A 23,547-nucleotide genomic window follows, 5' to 3' on the forward strand; every position below is an offset into this window, starting at 1 on the left:
GCTCCTCCGTCGTGCTGAGGAAAGTGCGCGCGTGGTGAGTGCCGACGATGGTGTTCCCGAGAACCCTCGCCGTCGCGCAGGGGTGCAATCGGTCGAGGTGGGTGCGCTGCTGCTGCGAGCGCTCGCCGATGCCGACGGGCCGCGCTCGCTCGGTGCGCTCGCGCGCGCCGCGGGGATGTCTTCGGCAAAGGCGCACCGGTATCTGGTCAGTTACGTGCAGGCCGGGCTGGTCGTACAGAGCGAGCGGAGCGGCGGCTACGACCTCGGGCCGCTCGCCGTGCGGATCGGGCTGGCGGCGCTCGAACGCTTCGACGCGGTCCGCGTCGCGGGCGAGCGGCTCGGCGAGCTGCGCGATGCCGTCGACGCAACCTCCGCGATCGCGGTCTGGACCGATGCCGGCCCGACCGTCGCGCGGATCGAACTGAGCAAGCATCCGGTCACGCTCGCCGTGCGGGTGGGGACGACGTACCCGCTGCGAACCACCGCTACGGGCCGGATCTTCCTGGCCTTTGCGCCCGACGCGGTTGCCGCGGGGATGCAGCCGGTCGACCTCGACGATCCGCAGGTTGCGGGAATACAGGCCGACGTCCGCGCGCGGCATTTGGCCCGGGTCGACGAAACGTTCCTGGTCGGCGTCAGCGCGATGGCGGCCCCGCTCTGGCATCAGGACGGACGCCTCGCGGCAGCCGTGACCGTCATCGGGCGCGCGGGCGCGCTCGACCTGGACTGGGACGGCCCGACCGCCCGCGCCCTGCTCGCGTTCACCGCAGGATGTTCGCCCTTCGCATCGCAAAACGCATTTCGCAATCCGTAGCCGGAGGTCCCTCGTGAGACTCGCCCTATTCAGCACCCCGTCCACCCCCGCGCAGCCCGCCGTCGTCGAGGGCGACACGCTGCGCCCCATCGAGGGCCTCGCATCGCTCGACGCCCTGCTCGCGCTCGCACCGGCCGAGCGCGACGCCGCCGTGAAGCGGCTCGGCGCGCCGGTCCCGCTTGCGTCGGCGACGCTGCTCGCGCCGCTACACCCGCGCAAGAACGTCTTCTGCGTCGGCCGCAACTATCTCGCGCACGCCGAGGAAGGCGCACGCGCCCGCGGCGAGGAGCTGAAGCTGCCCAAGGTGCCGACGCTCTTTTCGAAGGCGCCGACCGCGATCACCGGCCCGAAGCAGACCCTGCACCTCGACGGCGCCGTCTCGCAGGCGTACGACTGGGAAGCCGAGCTCGCGGTCGTCATCGGGACGCGCTGCAAGAACGTGCGCGAGGAAGACGCGCTCGGCGTGATCTTCGGCTACACGTGCCTCAACGACGTGAGCGCGCGCGACCTGCAGAACGCGACCAACCAATGGTTCAAAGGAAAGACGCTCGACGACACGTGTCCGCTCGGACCGTCGATCGTCACCGCCGACGCGATCGGTGATCCGCAGAACCTCGAGGTCACCCTGCGCCTCAACGGCGAGGTGAAACAGCATGCGAGTACGTCGGCGATGATCTTTCCGATCGCGCGCGTGATCGCATATCTCTCCGCGGGCCTCACGCTCGAACCGGGCGACATCATCGCCACCGGGACGCCCGAGGGCGTCGGCTTCGCGCGCACGCCGCCCGAGTTTCTCAAAGACGGCGATGTGATGGAAGTCGAGATCTCGAAGATCGGGATCCTGCGCAGTCCCGTCGCGATCGCCGCCCCGGTCGGCGCGGCGCGCTGACGGGCGATGCGGCGGAGCGCATTTCTCGCCGGAACCGCGGCGGGCTACTCGACGGTCTTTTCACCCTACGCGATCGCGGCGCCGGGGACCACCGTCACGCTCGGCTATCTCGATTCGGCGTCGGGCGTGCTTTCCGATATCGGCGGCTACCACGCGATCGGCGTGAAGCTCGCGCTCGCCGAAGCGAACGCGTCCGGGCGCGTGAAGTGGGCGCTGGTCAGCGGTGACGACAACTCGAAGCCGCAGACCGGGATCAACGAAGCGCATCGCCTGATCGATCAGGAGAGGGTCGACGCGCTACTCTTCGGCACGTCGTCGGCGGTCGCGCTCGCGATCACGCCGATCGCGCTCGAAGCCGGCGTCTTCACGCTGCTGATCGGCCCGCAGGACACCTCGCTCGCCGCCGACCACGCGACGGCGACCGCGTTCCGGTTCGCGCAGGATTGCGCGATGTTCACTAAAGCCGTCGGCCAGCGCATCCTCGCCGGCGGGAAGAAATGGTACTTCGTCGTCGAGGACTTCGCATTCGGCAAGGACGCGTACGCGCGTCTCTCCGCCCTGCTCAAACGCGCGGGCGGGACCGAAGTCGGCGCCGACGTGCTGCGCGTGGGGACGTCCGACTTCAGCTCCACGATGACGAAGATCCGCAACACCGACACCGAGCAGGTCGTGCTCTGCCAAGGCGGCCTCGACGTGGCGGTCGCGGCGCGCGCGTTCGTCGATTTCGGCCTGCACAAGAAGATGCGCCTGGCCGGGATGACCCTCGAAGATTTCTACGCCAAGACGCTCCCGCTCGACCAGCTCGCCGGTTCGGTGTTCGCATCGCTCTGGATGCCGTCGGTCTCGCCCAGCGCGCGCGCACTGCACGACAAGCTCGGCCGCGCGATCGGCGGCCCCGTCTCGAACCGGCATTATCTCGGCTATCTCTCGACGAAACAGCTGATCGACCGCATCAGCGCGGCCGGGACGACGAACGCCGACAAGCTCATCGCCGCGTTCGCGGGCCACCGCTACGATTCGGCCCGCGAGAACCTCTCGACCTGGCGCGCCTGCGATCATCAGAGCGCGCACGACACCTACGCGGGCGAGGTCGTGAGCGCGGCGCGTTTCCGCAAGACCGGTTATCTGCTCGACGTCGTCGGGACCGCCGAAGCGAACGACGCTGCCGGCTCGTGCGCGAGTCCCGAAGCCTCCGCGGCGAGTCGCGCCATCGCGAGCCGGCGCCCGGGCGAACGTGAGGGCAAAGCGGTACCGCGCTGACGCGCAGGACAACTTCACCGTACCCTTACGAAATCGCGCGGGGCGTTCGAGCGTCGGCGCCGCATCGAGGCGGTGATGGCGCAGGCAAGTCGTTCGGCACGATACGACGTGGTCGTGTGCGGCGGCGGTGCGGCGGGGGTCGCGGCGGCCGTCGGCGCCGCGCGTGCCGGGGCCAAGGTCGCGCTGGTCGAACGGGCGCCGTTTCTCGGGGGCGCGGCGACGCGCAGCAGCATCCTGACCTACTGCGGTTTTTGGACGCAAGCCGATCCGCCGACGCAGATCGTCGGCGGAGTGGGCGGCGATGTGCTGCGATCGCTCGCGGAGCTCAACGGGATCATGGGACCGATCCGCACCGCTTCGACCAACGTCGTCATCGCGCTCATCGAACCCGAGCCGGTGAAGCTGGCACTCGATCGCATCTGCGCGCAAACCGGCATCGACGTGATCCTGCACGCGCAGGTTTGCGATGCGGAGATCGACGGCGACCGCGTGTGGCGCGCGGTCGTGCTCGATCACGGCGGCCGGTTCGCGCTCGACGCGCAAGCATTCGTAGACGCCAGCGGCGAGGCCGATCTCGCCGAGCAGGCGGGGGCGGCGACGCGCTACGCCGACGGCACGCACGCACCGCAGAACGGCACGCTCGCGATGCGCGTCGGCGGGATCGCGGAAGACGCCGACGTCTCGCGCGACGCCTGGGCGCGCGCGGTGCGCAGTGCGAAAGCGCGCGGCGCGCTCCACCTCACCAAAGAGAACGGGCTGGTGGTGCGGCTGCCGCACAGCGGCGAGATCCTGGCGTTTCTCGCCGACGAAGCCTACGACGCGCGCGACGCCCGCTCGGTCAGCGCCGCCGAACGGCGCGCGCGCGAACAAGCCTGGGCGATCACCGAGGCGATCCGCCACCTGCCGGGTCACGAACGCGCGTACTTGATCGCGACGGGGCCGGCGATCGGGACGCGCGAGTCGCGCCACGTGGTCGCGCGCGAGCGGCTGCGCGGCGTCGAAGTCCTGAGCGGACGCGTGGGCTGGAGCACGGTGGCGCTCGGCGGCTGGCCGGTCGAACTGCACCTCGGGCCGGGACGGCCGAGCGTGTGGAAGCGGATCCGCGACGACGGTCCGTACGGCATCCCGCTGGACACGCTGCGCAGCGCGTCGTTCGTCAACTTGTTCGCCGCCGGCCGCGTTATCGACGCCGACGGTGACGCTTTCGGCTCGGCGCGCGTTATGGGGACGGCGTTCGCGACGGGGCATGCATCAGGGGTTGCCGCAGCCCTCGTCGCGAGCGGCCATTCGGCGGAAGTAGCAGCGGTCCGTGCCGAACTGCTCCGTCAGCACGCGATCCTCGCGCTCGACGCATAAGGAGCATCGTTCGATCATGGTGTCTCGCGCCCGTTTCCTTGCCGCCGCCTTGGGTGGTGCGGCCTCCGTCGCGTTTCCGGCCGTCATCCGCGCGCAGAGCCGCAAGACGCTCACGATCGGCTACGTTCCCTCGACGCTCTTCGCGCCGGTCTTCGTCGCCGTCGAACGCGGATATCTGCGCGATGCGGGCTTCGACGCGATGCTCACGCCGATCGTCGCCGGCGCGGATTCGATGTCACTCGTCGCGCAAGGACAGATCGACATCGCCGCCGCGGCGCTCTCGGCGGCGTTCTACAACGCGGTCAATCGCGGCCTCGACGTGAAGTTCGTCGCGTCGACCGGCTATCAGCCGCGCAAGGGACAGCCCTCGGCCCTGCTCATCCGCCAGGACCTCTACGACGGCGGCCTGCGCGTCGCCGGGATGCGCGGCAAGAAGATCGGCTGGATCGGGAACACCGGCGCAGCGTCCGCATACTACGTCGCGCGCATCCTGCGGCCGGCGGGGTTGAAGCTCACCGACATCGAGGCCGTCAACGTCGCGAACCCCGATCAGGAAGTCGCGCTCGAACGCAAGGCGATCGACGCCGTGTTCACCTCGGCGCCGTTCACCGAACTCCTCGAACAGAGGCACCTCGGCAAAGTCGTCGCGTCGCCGCCGGCCGGGATCGCCGCCGCGGGCGTCTTCTTCGGCCCCGCACTGCTGCATAACACCGCCGCCGCGTCGTCGGTGATGACGGCGCTGCGCAAAGCCGCGAGCGAGATCGTGGGCAACGGCTACTACGACGGGCCGAACATCGACGCGTACGCGAAGTACACGAAGCAGACCATCGAGCTGATCAAGTCGGCGCCGCGCTACGAGTTCAAGCCCGATCTGCGCATCGATCAGGGGACGCTCGAAGACATGCAGCGCGAGTTCGTCGCCGACGGCATCCTCACGTACAAGACGCCGCTCAACGAAGTCCGGCTCGTCGCGCGCTTCTGACCGCACCCGCACCGGTGACGCCGCGGCGGCGTCGAAGCCTTCCGGTATGGAACGCACGCTCGCCGGAACGCTCGCCCTCGCCCTGACCGCCGTCGGCGCGCTCGCGGTCGCCGCGCCGAAACTCTCCGCGGGCCAGTATGGGCTGCCGACGGACGATCCCGGCGGCCTCGGTTTCGTGCGTGCGACCGGCGCGCGTGACATGCTGCTGGGCCTGCTGGTATTCGCGGTCCTCGACGATGCGCCGCGCCTGCGCCGCGCGCTCGGAATCGTCTCGCTGGCCGGACTCGCCGACGCCGCAGCGCTCGGGTCGGTCCGCGGCTGGCGCCCTCAGCACGCGATCCATTTGAGCGGCTTCGCCGCGCTCGCCCTCGCCGCGCTGGCGGTGCGCGACCGGACTGACTAGGGAGCGGCGCCCCCGCGCGCTAAACGCCGCACGTGCGCACGCGCAGCGGCCGGTTCGCCACGATCGACGGACTCCGCGGGATCGCGATCCTGCTGGTCGTCTGGTTTCACGTCTGGCAGATCACCTGGCAAAGCGCGGTCATTCCCGTCGTCAACCTCTCGCTGCAGCCGCTCGCAGAGACCGGCTTCATCGGCGTCGCGCTGTTCTTCTTCATCTCCGGCTTCGTGCTGATGCTGCCGTACGCGCAGGCGCATGCGGAGCGCATGCCGCCGCCGTCGCTGCGGCAGTTCGTCCTGCGGCGGTTCTTCAAGATCGTGCCGTCGTACGTGCTCTGCATCGCGGCGCTGATCGCAATCGGGTACCAAACGTATCCGAACGCGCTCGCGGCGCTGCGCGACGTCGCGTTCCACCTGCTCTTCGTGCACGACTGGTTCGCCGCGACCAGCGGTTCGATCGACGGCGTCATGTGGTCGCTGGGCACGGAGGTGCAGTTCTACGTGCTGTTCCCACCGATTGCATATGCGTTCGTGCGACGACCGGCGATGGTCGCGCTCGCGATGCTCGCGGTCGCGATCGGCTGGCGCGCTTGGTGCGTGGCGAGCGATCACTATTTCCTCTCGCAACGGATGCAGCAGCTGCCGGCGTATCTCGATTTCTTCGCCGCCGGGATGGCCGGCGCGTGGGCGTACACCGCGATCGCGCTGCACCGCCCGACGATCGCGCGTCGCACGTGGGCGTTCACGGCACTCTCGATCGCGGGGCTGGCGGGGATCGTCGCGGTCGCCGGCGCGTACTACGATCACCGGTTCGATCCCGAGTGGCCGAACCGCTCGGAACCGTATCTGCGGCCGGCGCTCGCGCTCGCGGCGCTGGCGGCGGCTTTGGGCTCGCTCTTCGCGATACGCGCGTTTCAGCGCGTGCTGGCGAACCCCGCGCTGCTCTTCCTCGCGGCGATCTCGTACAATCTGTACCTTTGGCATCAGCCGATCGCTCGCGAGCTCGAGCGGCTGCACGTGCCGCCGATCGCGACCGCCGATCCGCACGACGATCGCGTGTGGCAGATCGCCTTCTGGTTCGTCGCGATCCCGGCCGCGATAGCGATCTCCGCCGCACTGACGTACGCGTTCGAGCATCCGCTGATGCGCTGGGGCAAGAGATTCGAAACGCGGCGATCGCGCGCCGCCCAACGACGTCACGCCGAGCAACGTCACGCTGAGCTTGTCGAAGCGCCGCCGCAGTCGTGAAATGCGACGAAGCGTCCCCTGAGTGCACGGCATCGGCGGCGCTTCGACAAGCTCAGCGTGACGTCGCCTCAGCGGCCGCGTGACGGGGCGCATGCTCGCGTGAGTGGGAACGTGCGCGGGTAGAACTGCGAGAGTCGTCCGGCGTCGCGAGCGTTTTCGACCTTTCCGTAGCGCGATCGCCTGAAGGTCCTCCGGAGTCGCGGGAGGGACGGCACAGCAGCGACACGGGCACGACCGCCGCGCGGCGACGCGCGGCGGGCTTGCTTGCCGAAGGAGCGGCGGCGTCCAAGTGCGATATGGGTCGCATGAAGATCGCCGTCCCGAAGGAACGGGCGCCCGGAGAACACCGCGTCGCGCTCGTCCCCGACGTCATCGCGAAATTGATCGGCGGCGGTCACGCCATCACGGTCGAGCGCGGCGCCGGGGCCGCCGCGTTCTATCCCGACGACGCGTACGCGAAAGCCGGCGCCGCGATCGCGGACGGCGCCGCGGTCTACGCCGGCGCCGACGTCGTCGCGCGCGTTGCGAAGCCCGACGACGCCGAAGTCGCCGCGATCCCCGCGGGCGCGACGCTCGTCGGTCTGCTGGCGCCGCTGGGCGACCCGCGGTCGGTCGAACGCTACGCGCAGCGCGGCATCTCGGCGCTCGCGATGGAGCTCATCCCGCGCACGACGCTCGCGCAAGCGATGGACGCGCTCTCCTCGCAGGCCTCGATCGGCGGCTACAAAGCCGTCGTCCTCGCCGCCGAAGCGCTGCCGAAGTACTTCCCGATGCTCACCACGGCGGCGGGGACGGTTCAGCCCGCAAAGGTCCTCGTGATCGGCGCCGGCGTCGCCGGGCTGCAGGCGATCGGCACCGCGCGGCGTCTCGGCGCGATCGTCACGGGGTACGACGCGCGGTCCGCCGTGAAAGAACAAGTGCAGTCGCTGGGCGCGAAGTTCCTCGAGATCGCCGGGGTGGAGGCGACCGGGCAAGGCGGCTACGCGCGCGAGCTGACGCCCGAGGAGATCGCGATCCAGCGCGCGGCGATGGTGAAAGCGATCGGCGGGAGCGACGTCGTGATCACGACCGCCGCCGTCCCCGGGCGCAAGGCGCCGGTGCTGGTGACGGCTGATGCGGTCGCGGCGATGGCTCCCGGCAGCGTGATCGTCGATCTCGCGGCCGAGACGGGCGGGAACTGCGAGCTCACTCGCGCCGGTCAGACGATCGTCAGCGAGGGCGGGGTGAGCATCATCGGCGCGGTCAACCTTCCGGCGACCGTTCCGACGCATGCGAGCCAGCTCTACGCGCGCAACGTCCAGGCGTTGCTGACGTACCTTTATCGTGACGAGCGGCTCGCGCTCGATGCCAACGACGAGATCGCGCGCGGCGCGGTGATCGTGCGCGCCGGCGAGATCGTGCACGAGCCAACGAAGTCCGCCCTTGCCGCACCCGGAGGAGTCGTGTGACCGCGCACCTGCTGACCGAACTGACGGTCTTCATCCTGGCCGTCTTCGTCGGGCTCGAGGTCATCTCGAAAGTGCCGACCACGCTGCACACGCCGCTGATGTCGGCCACCAACGCGATCCACGGGATCGTGCTGGTCGGCGCGATCCTCGTCGCCGGCGTCGCCGACGCGCCGTTCAACGCGATCGTCGGCTTCATCTTGGTCCTGCTGGCGTCGCTCAACGTCTTCGGCGGCTACACCGTCACCGAACGGATGCTGCAGATGTTCCGGCCCAGAGCGCCTGCCGCGCCGAAGTCCGACGCGGACGGTGCGCGATGACCGCGACCGAAACCGCGACGCCGATCTGGGTCGACGTCGCCTACCTCGTGACGTCGATCTGCTTCATCTTCGGCCTGCGGTACCTGAGCTCGCCGAAGACGGCGCGCCAGGGAAATCGCGTCAGTGCGATCGGGATGCTGATTGCGGTCGTCGCGACGCTCAGCCAGGGGATCGTGAACTGGTGGGTGATCGGCGCGGCGCTCGTCGTCGGCGCCGCGATCGGGATCATCTCGGCGCAGCGCGTGAAGATGACCGCGATGCCGCAGATGGTCGCGATCTTCAACGGCGCGGGCGGCGGCGCGGCCGCACTCGTCGCGGCCGGCGAACTGCTGAAGGTCTACAACGCCGGACAGACGCCGGCGTACGACGTCTCGTTTACCTCGGTGCTTTCCGCGGTCATCGGCGCGGTGTCGTTCGCCGGCTCGATCGTCGCGTTTTTGAAACTGCAGGAGCTGATGACGGGGCGCCCGATCACCTATCCCGGCCAGCAGATCGTCAACGCGCTCATCGCGCTCGCAATCTTGGTGTGCTGGGGCCTCGTCGTCGGCAATGCCCCCAACTCGCTGGAATATTTCTGGATCGCCTTGGCCGCGTCGTTCGCGCTGGGGATCCTGTTCGTGCTCCCGATCGGCGGCGCGGATATGCCCGTCGTGATCTCATTGCTGAACTCGTTCACCGGCCTGGCCGCGGCGTCGACCGGGTTCGTGCTCGGGAACAACGTCTTGATCATCAGCGGCGCGCTCGTCGGCGCGTCCGGTACGCTGCTGACATTCCTGATGGGCAAGGCGATGAACCGCTCCGTCACCAACGTGCTCTTCGGCGCGTTCGGCGCGGTGAAGGCGAGCGCGGCGGGCGCTGCGGCGAAACAGCAGAACGTGCGCAGCGTCAGTGCCGACGACGTCGCGGCGATGCTCGCGTACGCGAACCAGGTGATCGTCGTCCCCGGCTACGGGATGGCGGTCGCGCAGGCGCAGCACTCGATCCGCGAGCTCGCCGATCAGCTCGAGAAAAAGGGCGTCGAGGTGAAGTACGCGATCCATCCGGTCGCGGGACGGATGCCGGGCCACATGAACGTCCTGCTCGCAGAAGCGAACGTGCCATACACGTCGCTCTACGACATGGACGACATCAACCCCGAGTTCGACCGCACCGACGTCGCGCTCGTCGTCGGCGCCAACGACGTGACGAACCCCGCGGCGCGCGAAGACAAAACGAGCCCGATCTACGGGATGCCGATCCTCAACGTCGACAAGGCGGCGAACGTCGTGGTCCTCAAGCGCTCGATGAACTCCGGTTTCGCCGGCATCGACAACCCGCTCTTCGACGACCCGAAGACCGTGATGCTCTTCGGCGACGCGAAAAAATCGATCGACGGCGTCGTCTCGGGAGTCAAAGCCCTCTAGCGGGGTTGATGTTTTCTTACGAAATTCCGGCATCGCGAGCGGTACGACGCATCTCGGCACGCCGGTCGCGCTGCGGCCGACGCCGTTCGAAGCGCCCTGCGACCCGATCATTTCGCACGGCGCGTGGGTGAACGATTGAGACGGCGGTAAGATGGACGGCTTCGACACCACGCCGACCAACTGTTTCGGCCTGCCGCCCGATCCGCTCTATCCGTACGGGTACGTCCCGCGCGCCCAGACGCGGACTTACTGGGACGTCGCTTCGCGGTTCATCATCGCCGACCCCATGTTCGCGTCGCAAACAGGTCCCAGTTATCCCAGCCGTGTCTTCCTCGTCGCCGGCACATCGCACAAGGAGGCGGACGATCCAACGGATCCACTGATCTGGGGCTGCCATGCGCCGGCCGGAACGATCGTTCCCGTGCACGACGACGCGAGGCCGTCGAACATCATCGGCAGCGAGTTTCCGTGCTTCGATACGACCACGCTCGGCGACGCGTCGAGACCGCCGGTAAGCGGTGGCTGTACTACACGTTTCTCCTCGACTACCGTCTGACGCAGAAGAAGACTGCCGCCGCGACCTTGCCGTACGACGCGATCCGCCACATCCGCTTCGGCCCCGACTGGACGAACCGGATCGTCGGCCCCGGCTGGCGCGTCTTCACCGACCTGCAGCAAGGAACGCTCCCCGACGTCGCGTGGGTCAATCCGCCGATCATCGCTACCGATCACGCGCAGGCGACCTCGGCGGCTGGTTCGATCACGTGAATCTGCCGCAGCTCGACGGCGACGGTCTCAGGATGCGCGTCCCGCTGCTGGTGATCTCGAAGTGGGCGAAGCACGGCTACGTCTCGCACGTCGAGCACGAGTTCGGCTCGCTACTGAAGTTCACCGAAAAGCGTCTGGGGATCGCGTCGCTCGGCACGACCGACCTGCGCGCCGACGACCTCTCCGACTGCTTCGACTTCAAGCAGACGCCGCCGGCGTATCGGCCGGTCGCGACCCTGCACGTCGACCTGTCGTACTTCTAACAGCTCGGCGTCGACAGCGGTCCGTCCGACTTCTGATCGGTCTCGCGACAGGCGCCGAACCGCCGGCGCGTGCAAGAGAGACGGGGATGCTGATCGCGACGATCCTCTCAGCATGGCTGCAGTACGGCGCCGACGGCGAACCGCATGCCCGAGCGGTCGTGAGCGGCGCCGCCTGCCCGGCGGCGCGCGCCGACGAGAAGCTGCTCGCGATGGAACGGCGCGCTGCGGGCGGCCCGGGCTTCGACGACGTCGTGTGCGACGTCGCGATCCCCAAGGACGCGAAGCGCGTCGCCGTCGACGCGCGCGCGCTTCCGGCGCCCGCGCACGATCCGCGCACGATCGTCGTGCTCGGCGATACCGGCTGCCGCATCTCGCTCGTGCTCGCGCAGGGCTGCAACGATCCGTCGGCGTGGCCGCTCCCCGCCAACGCGCGCGCGATCGCGGCGCTGCATCCGGATCTCGTCATCCACGTCGGCGACTATCTGTACCGCGAGCGCGCGTGCCCCGCGCTCTCCGCCTGCTCGGGAAGTCCGCACGGCGACAACGCCTTCGCGTGGCAGGCGGACTGGCTACGCCCCGCCGCGCCGATCTTCGCGAACGCGCCGATGCTGATGCTGCGCGGCAACCACGAGGAGTGCTCACGCAACGGACCGGGATGGTTCCGCTACCTGGACCCGCACGCGAGCACGGCGTGCAAGGACACGACCGACCCGTACGCCGTCGATCTCGGCACGCTGCGCATCGTCGCGTTCGACTCTGCCGTCGCCGAAGATCAAGGCGTCAACGACGATCATGGTCCGATCTACCGGCGGCAGTTCGCGCAGGCGCGCGCGCTCGCCATCGGAGCAAGCGAAGCGTGGTTCGTCACGCATCGTCCGCCGTACACGAACGGCGACGAGCGCGACGCGATGGGCGACGCGCTGCAACCGTTCGATGCGGTGCTCTCCGGCCACATCCACCTCTTCGGCGCCGTCGACGTTGACGGTCAGCCGCCGCTGGTGATCAACGGCGAAGGCGGCACGCGCCTCGATCTGAACTATGCGAGCTTCCTCGGTCTGGCGATGGGCAAACTCCATGCGGCCGGAACGCCGTTCGGCGAGGCGCGCTTCGGCTTCGGCGTCTACCGGCGTACGAACGCCGGCTGGACCGTCTCGCTGCGCGATCCGGGCGGCGTCGAACGCGCGGTCTGCGTCCTCGCGAAACGCAGCGTGCACTGCGAGCGCGTCGAGTGAGCGCGTTCAGCGCTGAACTTGCAGGCGCATAGTCACGGCGCGCGCGTTCGGATACGACGACGGCACATACCCCGCCGTGCCGTAGCGCCACGGCACCGCGGGCGTCCGGCCGTCGTTGGTCGGGACGCCGTTGCCCAGCGCGTACGCGCCGTTGTACGCTTTCCCGTACGCCGCGGCGTACGCGGGGTCTCCGCCGCCGTAGCCGGGCGGTCCGATGAGGTAGGGATTGCCCTGATACGCCGTCGGCGCGGCGTCGGCGAACAGGTTTACGATATCGACGACGAGCGCCGCCTTGCGCCCGAGGCCGGCGCGAACGTGCAGCGAGGCGAGAAGCCTCGGCGTCGAACGCAACGTGTTCGGATCGTCGCCCTCCGGCGTCCCGAGCGTGCCGATGTAGGGATTCGTCGCCGCGTCGTACGGCTTCGCCGGATCCCGCAGAAAGCAGTAGTTGTATCCGCGGTTCACATAGTTGTCGTTGGGGACGTGCGCCGGACGCCCGGTGTGCGGATCGAAGATCCACACCTTCGTACCGTTGCCGTACGGATACCCGCTCTGATACGAGAGCGACGGCGTGACGGTGATGCGTGCGCCGATCCGGGCGGCGTAGGATGCGACGGCGGAGAGATCCGGGGCGTAGCCGAGCGGAAAGCGATGTCCGGCGGCGACCGCCGGTGCGTTGAGATTGCTGTAGCCGAACTGGGCGGCACTCGACGACATGCCGCGCAGATACGTCGCCGACACCGTGAGGGCGCCGCCGGAGAGCGCGAACTCAAGGCCGCGCACCCGCAGGCTTCCGGCATTGGTCGGGATGCCGACGCCGCTCGGACGCGTCCCGGCTGCGAGCGCGCTGCGGAAATCGGCGGGTAGCACGTCGACGAGGTTCGTCTCCGACTTGGCGAAATACGTGATGCGCGCGCGCAGCAGTCCTTGCTGCTCGAGGGCCGCTTCGTACGTGGTGCCGGATTCCGGCGCGAGCGGGGCGAACCGCGCCGGCGCGGCGGCATCGTTGCGTTCGGTTTCGAGCGGGTTGGGCGCTTGCGTCGTGCGATCGAACGATGCGAAGACTCCGAGCGTTCCGCTCAGTCGCAGGTTGAACCCGAGGTGCGGGTCGAGGGCGGAGACGGAGTATCGGTTCCCGTCGCTGCGGACTACGCGCGTGCCAGTGGCACGGAGCGTCGCGGTGAGCGATCGCCCGGTCGACGGCGTCCAGCGATCCGACGCATACGCGAGGTACGAGCCGAGGACCGGTTGAGCGGTGACGTGCTCGTCGAAGGTCGGGACGAGCTGATCGATCAACGACGTCTGCCGCCGCAGGTCGCCGCCGTAACGGAGTTCGTGCCGTTCGCTTGCAACGTTCTGCACGTCGAGCCCGGCGCCGAACAGCGCGCTGTTCTGGCCGCCGAAGTACGAGACGACGCCGCTGGGAAACGACAGATCGTCGAAGTACGGCGCGGCCGTATGCGCGCCGTATTGCGAGCCGTAGAGTTGCAGCGACATCGTCGCGTGATCGTAGCTGCGCAGATCGGCGATCTTCTCGACGGCGTACGTCCCGCGAACCCGCGAAGGGGTCGTCACCGCGGCCGCGGGCGACGGTTCGCCGGGATACGAACCGTTCGCGCCGTCGAACGCGCCGTACGTCTGCCCCGCAAACGGCGTGGCGTATTGGTCGTACGCCGCCGCCCCCGCAAGCAACGAAACGGAAAGGTCGTCGCGGCGCACGCGCACGTGCGCGTTGCCGGCCGCCGACCACGTCGCGCGGTGCGCGAGCGCCAAGCCGTATGTCCCGGCTTCGGCCGGATAGAACGTGTGCCCGTCGCCGTACGCGATCTGCTCGTTCGCGGCCCGCACGTCGAGCGCGTAGCGCTGCCGCAGCGTCGGCGTCGCCCAGCGCGATTCCACCTCGACGCTGCGCGCGTTCGTCGAGACGCCCGTGCCGATTTCGACGGTGGTGACTGCGGGGAAGCCGCCGGTCGCCGGAATCTGATCGATCACGCCCGAGAGTCCTTGGTTGCTCGAGCCGGAGAAGCCGCCCGTCGTCACGGTAGTCCAGCGCGTCCCCGTCGTCGCAAGCTGCGCGCCGACCACGTTGCCGCCCGGCTCTGCGATCAGCGCCTGCGGCACGGGGACGCCGTCGAAGCTGAAGACGGTGTCCTGCACTTTGCCGCCCTGCAGGATCACGTTGGCGAACTGATCCTGCTGGACGCCCGGGACCGCAGCGACGGCCGCCTGCACGGTCCCCTGGGTGTACGTCCCCAGGCCCGACGAGGATGCCGCGGCGAGCCCGCGCGCGCGCTCGCCGCCGACGTGAAACACGTCCTCGGTGCGTTCGAACTCGACGCCGTCCGGAGCAGGACGCGCGCCGACGCGGCCGATCTCGCGAAGCGACGGGACGAGGGCCGCATCGACGCGGACGCTCGCGCCGGGCGGCACCGTGAGCGCGGCGACGATCAACGGTGCGAACCCGTTCGCGCTGATGGTGACGGTATACGTGTCCGGCGTGACGCCGACCAGCGTGAAACGGCCGTCGCTCCCGCCGCGCGCGCGATATCGGCCCGCCGCCGACGCGGCGACGATCTCGGTACCCGGGACGGGCGCGCGTCCCTGGGCACCGACGACGCGGCCGACGATCATCCCCGTCGTCGCATCAGCCGCGACGGCGCGGCCGCTCGCCGACAGCGCGAGCACGATCGCGACGATCGGCACCCGCACGGACTGCAGCACGTCCAAGGTCGTTCGCATCGTCATCGCTTGGCGTGGAATCGTTTCGGGCGCGGAGCGACGGCGCCTCCTCGCCCCGCCGCTCTCAACCGCGCCGCGCGTTCGCTGCGGATCAGCGATTGAACACGTTGTCGGCTTTGTCTTTGGTCGGCCGCTCGTTGATGAACGCCACCGGCGGGCAGTTCACCACGAACACCGAGCCGTACGCCGCACCGCCCGGCCCGGTGAGGGCATTGCGGCCGACGAGGTTGAGAATCTCGTTCTCGTCGGTCTGGCGGACGTTCTTGTGCTCGGCGATCGCCGCTTTCGTCCATTCGCCCAACTGCACGTCCCACAGAGGGCTGTACGCGTTGGCGTGGCGCGGATCGTCGAGCGACGGGAAATCACCTTGCACGTTCAGCGAGGTTGCCAGCGTTGCGGAATTTTCCAGCGTCGCGTCGCGATCGAGGTTGCCGTCTTTCGCGACGTACTGCAGCCCTTGCGCCTCCGGATTGTCCTTGCCCGTCTGGCCGTTGAGGAACACGAAGATGCGTTCGCGCGCCGAGCCGAGATTGTCGTCGCCGTTGGCGAATGCCGCATGGCCGAGCAGCGGTACGTACGTCGCACGTTCGACCGCGGCCGCGCCGGGATCCGACGCCTCGGTGCTGAGGTATAGGATCGGCTGGCCTGAATCAAAGCCCCGCGCGAGCAGCAGCGTCGCTTCCGGCCCGTCGTCATCGAGTTTGGTATCGATCGCCAGCACGCGTTCCGCGGTGTTCGTATGATGGACGACGTCGAACGGACCGTCGCCCACGGCGATGATCGGTGCGTTGTAGATCACCGGTGAACCTGCGATGCGGATATACGGAGAATATTTTGCATCGCCGACCGCGCCGGGCTGCGCTTTCGAGGGCGGAAAGCCGCCGGGGCCCGGCGTGAAGATGCGCGTCGGAGCAAAATCCGGGATGCCGGCGAAATTCACGACGGCGTCGTTGTTGAATTTACCGCTCGGCTTGCCGAGCGTCACCTGCTGGACGCACTCCGGGCACCCGATCGGCAAGTTCGCGAGCTTCGGTGCGTAGTGCACGTCCAAGTCGCGCGCGATGCCGAAGTCCGACGCGTCGGTGAGGATGTACCATACCGTCTTGCCGTTGAAGCTGCCCTTGTGAATCGGCAGCACCGCCGTCTGATTGCGGACGTCGACATTGCGCGCGTTCTTCAGCACGACGTGGTCGGCGGCGAGATATTGCGACTGCGCCGTACCGCTGCGCGAGGAAATGCCCCAGGCGGCCGCGCCGAAACCGGCCGCGGCGACGAGCGCCGCGGCGCCGATGCGCCTCGGGGAGAGTGAAAGATGCACGGGAAAAGGTGCCTCGTTATGCGGAGGGGGTAAACGTTCCGCATGATACCTTCCGGGCGCCCCGGCGCGATGTAAGGATGCATACATCGGCTCGCCGGCACCTCGCGTTATCGTCGACCGCGTGGAAGCCGAGCACACCCGAACGTCGTTTCTCGCCGGCCTTGCCGGCCTCGCCGCACTCGGTGCAGCGCCGGCCTCGGCGTCGGCGACGGGCGGGAAACCGACGTCACCACACGGCCGGGTCGCCCGCGTGCGGATCAAAGACCTTGCGTTCACGCCGAAGGAATTGCACGTCGCCGCCGGCACCACGGTCATCTGGACGAACGAAGACGATGTCGTTCACACCGTGACCAGCGGCGCCTCCGGCGACGACGGCCGTTGGACGAGTTCTCCCGGCCTCGCGCCCGGCCGGTCTTTCTCGCACACGTTCGCAGCGGCCGGAACGTACCCGTACTTCTGCAAGCCGCATTTCTACAACGACGCGATGCACGCCGCGATCGTCGTTACCTGATCTCCGTCCGCACCCCACCGGCGCGCGCCGATGCGCGCAGCGCTTCGATCGCGCGCAGCGTGCCGAGCGCGTCGTCGGGCGGGATGCGCAAGGGACGATCGTTCAGAATCGCGTCGGCGAATTCTTCGGCTTCGAGCTGGTACTGGTCGACGGCCGGCACCGTTTCCGTCCGCCGTCCGCTGCCGTCGCTCACGACGATCGTCGTCTCTCCGTTGGGGACGAACGCGTTGGGGACGTCGATCTGTCCGCGCGTTCCGACGGCGGCGTACGACCCTTGTCCCCAGGCGCGGAATCCGCAGTCGAACGCCGCCATCCGCGCATCGGAGAAACCCAGGACGCCGGCGAGCGTCACCTCGACGCCGAACTCGGCGCGGTGATCCCACTGCGCGGACGCCCACTGCGGCTCCTCGCCGAAGAGCATGCGCGCCGCGTTGACGGCGTAGCACCCGACGTCCATCAAGGCACCGCCGGCGAGTTCGCTGCGCAAACGCACGTTCTGCGGCGGAAACGGTTCGAGTTGAAAGGTGAACGCCGAACGAACCGCACGCAGCTCGCCGATCGCGCCGGCATCGCGCAGCGCACGCACGCGCGCGTGCTGCGGGTGGAAACGGTACATGAACGCCTCCATCAGCAGGACGCCTCGCTCGCGGCAGCCGTCGATCATCTGCTGCGCCTGCGCGGCGTCGATCGCGAGCGGCTTCTCGCAGAGCACGTGCTTTCCGGCGGAGGCCGTCGCGAGCGTCCACTCCGCGTGCAGGCTGTTCGGGAGCGGGTTGTAGATCGCGTCGATCTCGGGATCGGCGAGCAGCTCTTCGTAGCTTCCGTAGGCGTGCGCGATCCCCAAACGCGTCGCGGCATCGCGTGCGCGCGCCGCGTCACGGCTCGCGATCGCGGTGACGACGCCGTTGCGCGACGCCGCCGCACCGGGGATGAAGCGTTTGAGGCCGATGTTCGCCGTGCTGAGCACGCCCCAACGGATGCGGCGTTCGCTCACGCCTGGGGCTCGAACATCAGCAGCGATTCGGGCGTGTTGAGCTCGTCATAGAGCGTCGCCAGCAGCGCGCTCCGCGCCGCCGCCGGTGTCCGCTCACGCACGATGCGCACCGCTTCGCTGCCGAACCAGTACGACGCAAGAAACGGCGCGTCGAATGGATCTTCGGCGCGGCCGGTGCGCAGTTCAGACCACGCCTCGCTGCCGAAACCGACCTCGCGGAAATATGCGACGGTGCGTTCGTGCGACCAGCCGGTGACGTTGCGGTGCCACGCGGCGTTCGTCCCGGTCGCCGTCTGCAGGCGGCGCAGCTGCACGTGCGCGGCGTCGTCGACGCTCTCGACCCAGTCGATCAGCTCGATCCCCTGATCGCCGATCCCCTCCTGCACGCTTCCGGGCGCACCGTTCACCGTGCACAGCAGCGCGTCGGCCGCACTCTTTCCCGTCTCGACCGCACGACGCGTCGAGAGCAATTGCGTCGAGTGCCCGGGGAACACTTCGTGGCAGACGAGGTGCTTGATCCCCGAGCGGCTCCACGGCACGTCGAGGTTGATATCCATATGCCCCTCGTCGAACGAGCAGCGGGCGGCGTAGGGAACGGCGCGCTGCGCGTTGAGCGGCATCGTGTAATCGCCGGTATCGAACACCAGCGCGTCGGTGCGCGCTTTCGCCGTTGCAAGCAGTTCGTCGTAGACGCGCGGGATATCGGCGACGTCGACGTGCGTCTCCGCCTCCCAGCGCTCGACGCGCTCGGCGAGCGCTCCGCGCACGTAGCCGCGCTTGGTCATCAGGCGATCGAGCTCGGCATGAATCGACGCGATCGTCTCGTCGGGAACGGGACCGGCGGGAACAGCGACGTGCTCGGTCAGCCGTTCCGCGAGCGAGAGCGATTCGCCGGAGAAGATGCGCGCCGCGGCGCGCACGGAGCGCACCATCGCGGTCAGAAAGGTCTTCCGCCGCCCCTCGGGGAGCGCGGCGACCTCGGCGGCGAGGGCGTCGAGCGCGGCGATCGCCTCGGCGAACGATGCGAAGCGCGCCGGCTCGATGAGGCCGGCGCCGTTGAAGATCGGGACGAAGCGCTCCGAGCGCACGCCGGCGGCGCCGGCCGCACTCGTTTCGAGTGCGTCGACGCCCAGCGTGATCTCGGCGAGCCGTCGCCCCAGGGCGCGGTCGGCCCGCGCCTGGAGTGCGGTGGTCATGGTCGCCTCAGATTTTGATGTGGAAGTCCGCGTACACTGCGAAGGGAGCGCTCGGATTCACGACACCCATCGTGTACGCGCCCAGATACGGTGTGTACGGATACTGCGCGACGTTCTGGAACGTCGAGCCGGGATTGTACGCGTTGCCGACCGGCGCGTTGATGCGCGAGATCTCACCGCTGATGTAGCTGCAGACGTGCGGCGTCGCGGCGCCCGTCCACGCAGTCTGCGAGCCGCCGAAGCACTGGTTGATGATGTTCGCCATCGTCACCGTAACGCCGGCGCGCTTGTTGAAGTCGTACGACATCGTCAGGCTCCCGAGGAGCTGGGTCGGCGAGCGGAACGCGCCGATGTCGTCGAACTTCCGCGTGAACGTGTTGGGGATCGCGTTGAGCGCCGCGGTGCAGGTCGTCGCGTCGAACGGCGAGCCGCCGACGGCGCCGTACGGATAGCGCGGATCGCCGGTGACCGATGACGCGAGCGCACCGCAGCCGCCGGCCGGATCGATGCCGGCGTTGGCCTCGGGCGCGCCGTACCGCTGTCCGGCCTGCAGCTGCAGCGACGGCGTGATCGCGAACCCGTGCTTGCGGTAGTTGAGCACGAGCGTCAGCACGTGCGGGACGGTGTAGCCGTTGATCCCCAGCCCCGTCGTCGCGACGACCGGGTCGGTCGGCCAGTACGACGCGGCAGGATCGAACAACCCCTGCACCGGCGCGTTCCAGTACGGGTTGGCGACGTTGATCGCGTTGCCTTTGGCGTCGACCGTGCCGCACGTCCCGCCGTTCCCGGCCGCACTGTAGCACGGCGCGGCAACCGCACCCGACGAGGTGACGCCGCAGCGCGGATCGCTCGCGTTGCTCGCGCAGAACGACGTGTACGCGTTGTACGCCTGGATGTCGTTGTTGATCGGCGAGAGGATCGAACCCCCGCCCGGAAGTTTGTAGTACTTGATCCGCGCGTCGGTGTAGGTGTAGGAAAGCAGCGCGGAGAGGCCGTCGCGTTCGAACGCGCCCTTACGCAATTGGAACTCCAGGCCTTTCGAGGTCAGCGAGCCGACCGGCAGGCCCGACGTCAACTGGTTCACCGGATCGATGAAGAATTCGGTGAGCTCGTTTTTCGTGGTCCGATAGAACGGGGTGAGCTTGAACGAGATGTCGGTCCCCTGCAGCGCGTGCTCGAGCGAGAGGTCGGTGTTGTACGACTCCTGCGGCGGGATGTTGTGACCCGACCCGGTGTAGCCGTACTTGTAGAAGCGCTGCGCGAGGTACGCCGGCAGGTTCTGCTGGTGCGTGTTGTACTGCTGGAACGCGGTCGGCGGCGGCTGGCTGTACTTGCCGTAACTTGCGCGCAGCACGGTGTTGGGATCGACGGTGAAGGTCGCACCGATCCGCGGCTCCCATTCGGTGAACGTGTAGTTCGCCGGCGCGTTCGTCATGTTCGGCCCGACGAAGGTCTGCCCGGCGGCGTTGTACGACGAGCACGGCAGGTTGATGTTCGACTTGCGGAATGGCGTGTTGCCCGGCGCGGCGTTGACGCAATACGCGGTGTTGTACGCGTTGAACCAGAACGTTCTGGCACCGCCGGTCGTATCGGCGCCGACGACGCGATACTGATGGTAGCGCGCGCCGAAATCGAGCGTGAGGCGGTCGGTCGGCTTCCACTGGTCGCTCAGACTCCCGGCCGTCGTGTTCAGGACGACGGTGTTGAACGCGCCCGAGTTGCCGTTGTCGGCGACGTAGTACGCGCACGGCCCGCTGCCGCAGGTGTAGCCCGTCAGCGTCCGGGGCGCCGCCGCGTTCCCGTAGGTGACGTTCGTCGAGACGCCGCGCGCGCAGGGCACCGGTGCCGCGACCAGCCCGGCTCCGCTCGCGACGTTGTAGCACACGCCGCTCGTCGGGTTGGTCGAGTCGACCGCGTAGGCGAACGGCGCGCCCTTCCCGGTCGCCCAGGCCGTGTTGTTGTCGCGCACCGACGGCGCGTGCCCGTACGAGGCCTGCGCCTGAATGAGGTGCTTCGAGGTGATCTGATCGGCGAACTCGGCGCTGTAGCCGCTGGTGTGCGTCCAGAGCTTGTAGTCCGGCGGTTCACCGAGGAACCCCGACGCGGGCGACGACGTGCCGTTCGGTGCGTCGAAGAGGAAGTACGAATACAGCGAGTAGCCGTAGACGCGCAGGTACGCGCTGCTCCCGAAGTTGTGCTGGTACTGCACCTTCGCGATCGTCTGACCGTTCTGCTGAAGATCGCGCAGCGACGCGGGGATCGTCCCGAACCGCACGCCGGGGAAGTAATAGGGCTGCACCAGCGACTGGTAGTTCGAGGGCAGCAGCGTTCCGACGGCGCCGGTGTAGATGTTGCCGGTCGCGAACGGGTACGGCGCGACGCCGAGGTCGTTCGCCGAGTCGTAGATCGACGAAGCGATGTTGCCGGTCTGATAGAGCAGTTGCACGTCGTCGCGCGCGCCGTCTTTCTTGTGCGGGATCCCGAAGTGCAGGTTGACGATCGTCTCGCGATCCTGGTTGTAGGCCGGCGCGAGGTAGTTCACCGGCGCGAGCCGGAAGCCGTCGGCGCCCACCTGCAGTCCGCCCGGGGTGAAGAGGCCGTTGCCCGCGTTGTAGCACGCCGCATAGGCGGCATTGGCGCCGCACGGCAGGACGTCGTAGCCGTACCCGTACCGGCTCGTGTACGATGCGCCGTTGAAGTTGTCGACCAAGCGGAACGCCTGATTCGCGCCGAGCGTCCCCGCGTAGTACGAGATCGAACGGTCTTTCGACGCGCCGCTCACTTCGAACGAACCTTTGTGATAGAAGACCGGCGTCCCGAGGCCGCCGTCGAAGGTGATGCTGCCCGGCGACGTGCCCGTCTTGATGACCTGGTTGATGAATCCGGAGAGACCTTGCGACTCGGAGTTCGCCGGCGCCGAGCCGGCGTAGACTTGCGCTTCCTGCTGACCCAGCGTCGAAAGGTTGTTGCCGGGGAAGCCGTTCACGCCGACGTTGACGGGGATGCCGTCGAACTCGTAGCCGATCTGGCTGTGCGTGCCGCCGCGGATCACGACGCCGGCCATTTGCGACCAGCCGTTCTGACCCGACGGGACGAAGACGCCCGGCGTCGCGGCGAGCGCGGAATACGCTTGGTTCAGCGACCCGCCGCCGCCCAACCCCGCGATGCGCTCCTGCGTCGCGGCGTTCACGGAGTACGTGTCGGTCACCGTTCCGGCACGCACCAGGCTCGACGACGCACGGCTGCGCACGTTGCCGATCGTCTGCAGCGTCTTGACCGCAGTGTAGTCGAGGCGCAGCGATTGGTCGGCGTTGATGGTGATCCCGCTGCCGACGACATTCTGATACCCGGCTTTCACGGCGGTCAACGCGTACGTGTCCGGAGCGAGCGAGAGGAACGTGAAGCTGCCTCCGGCGTCGGTCGTCGTCGCCGCCGTTTGCGACGGGCTCGCAACGGTGACGCTCGCACCGGCAAGCGGCTGATGCGTGGTCGCATCGACGATCGAGCCGCTGAGCGAGCCGGTCGTCCCGGCGAAGGCGCTCGTCCCGGGGACGAGCAGCGCGAACAGCAGCGCGACGGCGATCAGCGACGCGAGAGGACGCGGATGGCGCACGAAAGTCTCCTGAGTTCCGACCGTCATCATCAGGGCTGCATCTCCGAGAGCCGCACGTACGCGGTGCGCAGGTGCTCTTCGATCATCTCGATCGCGCGTTCGGGTTCACGCGCGCGGATGATCTTGAGCAGCGCGACGTGTTCGTGCAGCGCCTTGGTGAAATAGTCTTGCGTGTCGGTCGAGCGCGAGTGAAGAAAGGTCTCAATTTGGGGACGCAGTGCCGACCACGCCAGATAGAGCCGCGAATGGCGCGCGGCCCGATAGACGAGGTCGTGAAAAGCGGCGTCGAGTTCGACGGTGCGGCGCGCGTCGCTGGCCGCCACGGCGGCCTTGAGCTCTTCGACGACGCCTTCCATCGCGGCGAAATCATCCTCGTCGGCGAACCGCGCCGCGCGCTCGATCGCGAGCCGCTCCATTACGGTACGCAGGGAGTAGATCTCGTCGATGTCTTCCTTAGAGAGGCGCGTCACCCGCGCGCCCCGGTGCCGCTCCACCTTGAGCAGGCCCTCGCGTTCGAGCTGCGTGAGGGCTTCGCGGATCGGCCCGCGGCTCACGCCGAACGCATCGGCCAGGGCCGCTTCGCTCAGACGCTGGTCGGGGCCGAACTCGCCTCGGATGATCGCCGAGCGCAACCGATCGACGACGTCGTCCGAAAGACTCCGCCGCAGAGGGATGGCCAGTTCGCCGAGAGCGTCCTTGTCCAGAGAAGCCAAAACGCGAGACTCCGAGGATTGCAAACTGTCAACGGTTAACAATCTGCCGTAGCCGGACAGTAACCGAGCCCCCTCGTCCTGTCA

The 23,547-nt window shown here is 68.4% G+C and carries 21 protein-coding genes; 15 read left to right on the plus strand and 6 right to left on the minus strand.

Features of this window, described 5'->3' with window-relative positions:
• The first annotated feature begins 82 nt into the window (after nt 1-82).
• From WPS_RS16585 to WPS_RS16650, 14 genes are all read left to right on the plus strand, one after another.
• On the plus strand, nt 83-814 hold the full coding sequence (locus WPS_RS16585) for an IclR family transcriptional regulator (RefSeq protein ID WP_317995564.1): 732 nt from the start codon (nt 83-85) through the stop codon (nt 812-814).
• Nucleotides 815-827: 13 nt separating this feature from the next.
• A complete protein-coding gene (locus WPS_RS16590) occupies nt 828-1,703 on the plus strand; it encodes a fumarylacetoacetate hydrolase family protein (protein WP_317995565.1) in 876 nt (291 codons plus the stop codon).
• A 6-nt stretch (nt 1,704-1,709) separates the two neighbouring features.
• Nucleotides 1,710-2,963: an ABC transporter substrate-binding protein gene (locus tag WPS_RS16595; protein ID WP_317995566.1), complete on the plus strand. Its 1,254-nt coding sequence runs from the start codon at nt 1,710-1,712 to the stop codon at nt 2,961-2,963.
• A gap of 75 nt (nt 2,964-3,038) precedes the next feature.
• Entirely contained in the window at nt 3,039-4,319 is a 1,281-nt protein-coding gene (locus WPS_RS16600) for an FAD-dependent oxidoreductase (protein WP_317995567.1), read from the plus strand.
• A 16-nt stretch (nt 4,320-4,335) separates the two neighbouring features.
• The gene (locus WPS_RS16605) at nt 4,336-5,301 is read left to right on the plus strand and encodes an ABC transporter substrate-binding protein (RefSeq protein WP_317995568.1); all 966 of its coding nucleotides are present in this window, start codon (nt 4,336-4,338) and stop codon (nt 5,299-5,301) included.
• 46 nt (nt 5,302-5,347) lie between these two features.
• Entirely contained in the window at nt 5,348-5,704 is a 357-nt protein-coding gene (locus WPS_RS16610; RefSeq protein WP_317995569.1) for a DUF4267 domain-containing protein, read from the plus strand.
• Between the two features lie 32 nt (nt 5,705-5,736).
• On the plus strand, nt 5,737-6,948 hold the full coding sequence (locus tag WPS_RS16615; RefSeq protein WP_317995570.1) for an acyltransferase family protein: 1,212 nt from the start codon (nt 5,737-5,739) through the stop codon (nt 6,946-6,948).
• Nucleotides 6,949-7,253: 305 nt separating this feature from the next.
• Entirely contained in the window at nt 7,254-8,396 is a 1,143-nt protein-coding gene (locus tag WPS_RS16620) for a Re/Si-specific NAD(P)(+) transhydrogenase subunit alpha (RefSeq protein ID WP_317995571.1), read from the plus strand.
• Nucleotides 8,393-8,713 carry an NAD(P) transhydrogenase subunit alpha part 2 gene (locus tag WPS_RS16625; protein WP_317995572.1) on the plus strand — a complete coding sequence of 107 codons (321 nt, stop codon included), beginning with the start codon at nt 8,393-8,395 and terminating at the stop codon, nt 8,711-8,713. Before WPS_RS16620 ends, WPS_RS16625 begins: the two co-directional genes overlap by 4 nt.
• A complete protein-coding gene (locus tag WPS_RS16630) occupies nt 8,710-10,116 on the plus strand; it encodes an NAD(P)(+) transhydrogenase (Re/Si-specific) subunit beta (RefSeq protein ID WP_317995573.1) in 1,407 nt (468 codons plus the stop codon). Before WPS_RS16625 ends, WPS_RS16630 begins: the two co-directional genes overlap by 4 nt.
• A 151-nt stretch (nt 10,117-10,267) precedes the next feature.
• A complete protein-coding gene (locus tag WPS_RS16635) occupies nt 10,268-10,672 on the plus strand; it encodes an alkaline phosphatase family protein (protein WP_317995574.1) in 405 nt (134 codons plus the stop codon).
• A 26-nt stretch (nt 10,673-10,698) separates the two neighbouring features.
• Nucleotides 10,699-10,884, plus strand: a complete 186-nt coding sequence (locus WPS_RS16640) for a hypothetical protein (protein WP_317995575.1) — start codon at nt 10,699-10,701, stop codon at nt 10,882-10,884.
• Nucleotides 10,881-11,147, plus strand: coding sequence for an alkaline phosphatase family protein (locus WPS_RS16645; RefSeq protein WP_317995576.1), 267 nt, complete (start codon nt 10,881-10,883; stop codon nt 11,145-11,147). The genes WPS_RS16640 and WPS_RS16645 overlap by 4 nt, the downstream gene beginning before the upstream one ends.
• Nucleotides 11,148-11,233: 86 nt before the next feature.
• Nucleotides 11,234-12,379 carry a metallophosphoesterase family protein gene (locus WPS_RS16650; protein ID WP_317995577.1) on the plus strand — a complete coding sequence of 382 codons (1,146 nt, stop codon included), beginning with the start codon at nt 11,234-11,236 and terminating at the stop codon, nt 12,377-12,379.
• A 6-nt stretch (nt 12,380-12,385) separates the two neighbouring features.
• Here the strand turns inward: WPS_RS16650 and WPS_RS16655 are convergent, their stop codons facing one another.
• Nucleotides 12,386-15,124, minus strand: a complete 2,739-nt coding sequence (locus WPS_RS16655) for a TonB-dependent receptor (RefSeq protein ID WP_317995578.1) — start codon at nt 15,122-15,124, stop codon at nt 12,386-12,388.
• Nucleotides 15,125-15,209: 85 nt separating this feature from the next.
• Nucleotides 15,210-16,436 carry a hypothetical protein gene (locus tag WPS_RS16660; protein ID WP_317995579.1) on the minus strand — a complete coding sequence of 409 codons (1,227 nt, stop codon included), beginning with the start codon at nt 16,434-16,436 and terminating at the stop codon, nt 15,210-15,212.
• A 121-nt stretch (nt 16,437-16,557) separates the two neighbouring features.
• Here WPS_RS16660 and WPS_RS16665 point away from each other — a divergent pair, with 121 nt between their 5' ends.
• On the plus strand, nt 16,558-16,947 hold the full coding sequence (locus tag WPS_RS16665) for a cupredoxin domain-containing protein (RefSeq protein WP_317995580.1): 390 nt from the start codon (nt 16,558-16,560) through the stop codon (nt 16,945-16,947).
• On the opposite strand, the gene WPS_RS16670 is transcribed toward WPS_RS16665, so the two are convergent.
• Genes WPS_RS16670 through WPS_RS16685 form a run of 4 tightly spaced genes read right to left on the minus strand, consistent with a single transcriptional unit; the run spans nt 16,940 to nt 23,505 of the window.
• On the minus strand, nt 16,940-17,941 hold the full coding sequence (locus WPS_RS16670) for a Gfo/Idh/MocA family protein (RefSeq protein WP_317995581.1): 1,002 nt from the start codon (nt 17,939-17,941) through the stop codon (nt 16,940-16,942). The genes WPS_RS16665 and WPS_RS16670 overlap by 8 nt on opposite strands.
• On the minus strand, nt 17,938-19,137 hold the full coding sequence (locus WPS_RS16675; protein ID WP_317995582.1) for a hypothetical protein: 1,200 nt from the start codon (nt 19,135-19,137) through the stop codon (nt 17,938-17,940). Before WPS_RS16675 ends, WPS_RS16670 begins: the two co-directional genes overlap by 4 nt.
• 7 nt (nt 19,138-19,144) lie before the next feature.
• Nucleotides 19,145-22,780 carry a TonB-dependent receptor gene (locus WPS_RS16680; RefSeq protein ID WP_317995583.1) on the minus strand — a complete coding sequence of 1,212 codons (3,636 nt, stop codon included), beginning with the start codon at nt 22,778-22,780 and terminating at the stop codon, nt 19,145-19,147.
• The gene (locus WPS_RS16685; protein WP_317995584.1) at nt 22,780-23,505 is read right to left on the minus strand and encodes a GntR family transcriptional regulator; all 726 of its coding nucleotides are present in this window, start codon (nt 23,503-23,505) and stop codon (nt 22,780-22,782) included. Before WPS_RS16685 ends, WPS_RS16680 begins: the two co-directional genes overlap by 1 nt.
• Nucleotides 23,506-23,547 lie beyond the last annotated feature (42 nt).

Origin of the sequence: Vulcanimicrobium alpinum, from assembly GCF_027923555.1 — a bacterium.
Classification (GTDB): Bacteria; Vulcanimicrobiota; Vulcanimicrobiia; order Vulcanimicrobiales; family Vulcanimicrobiaceae; genus Vulcanimicrobium; species Vulcanimicrobium alpinum.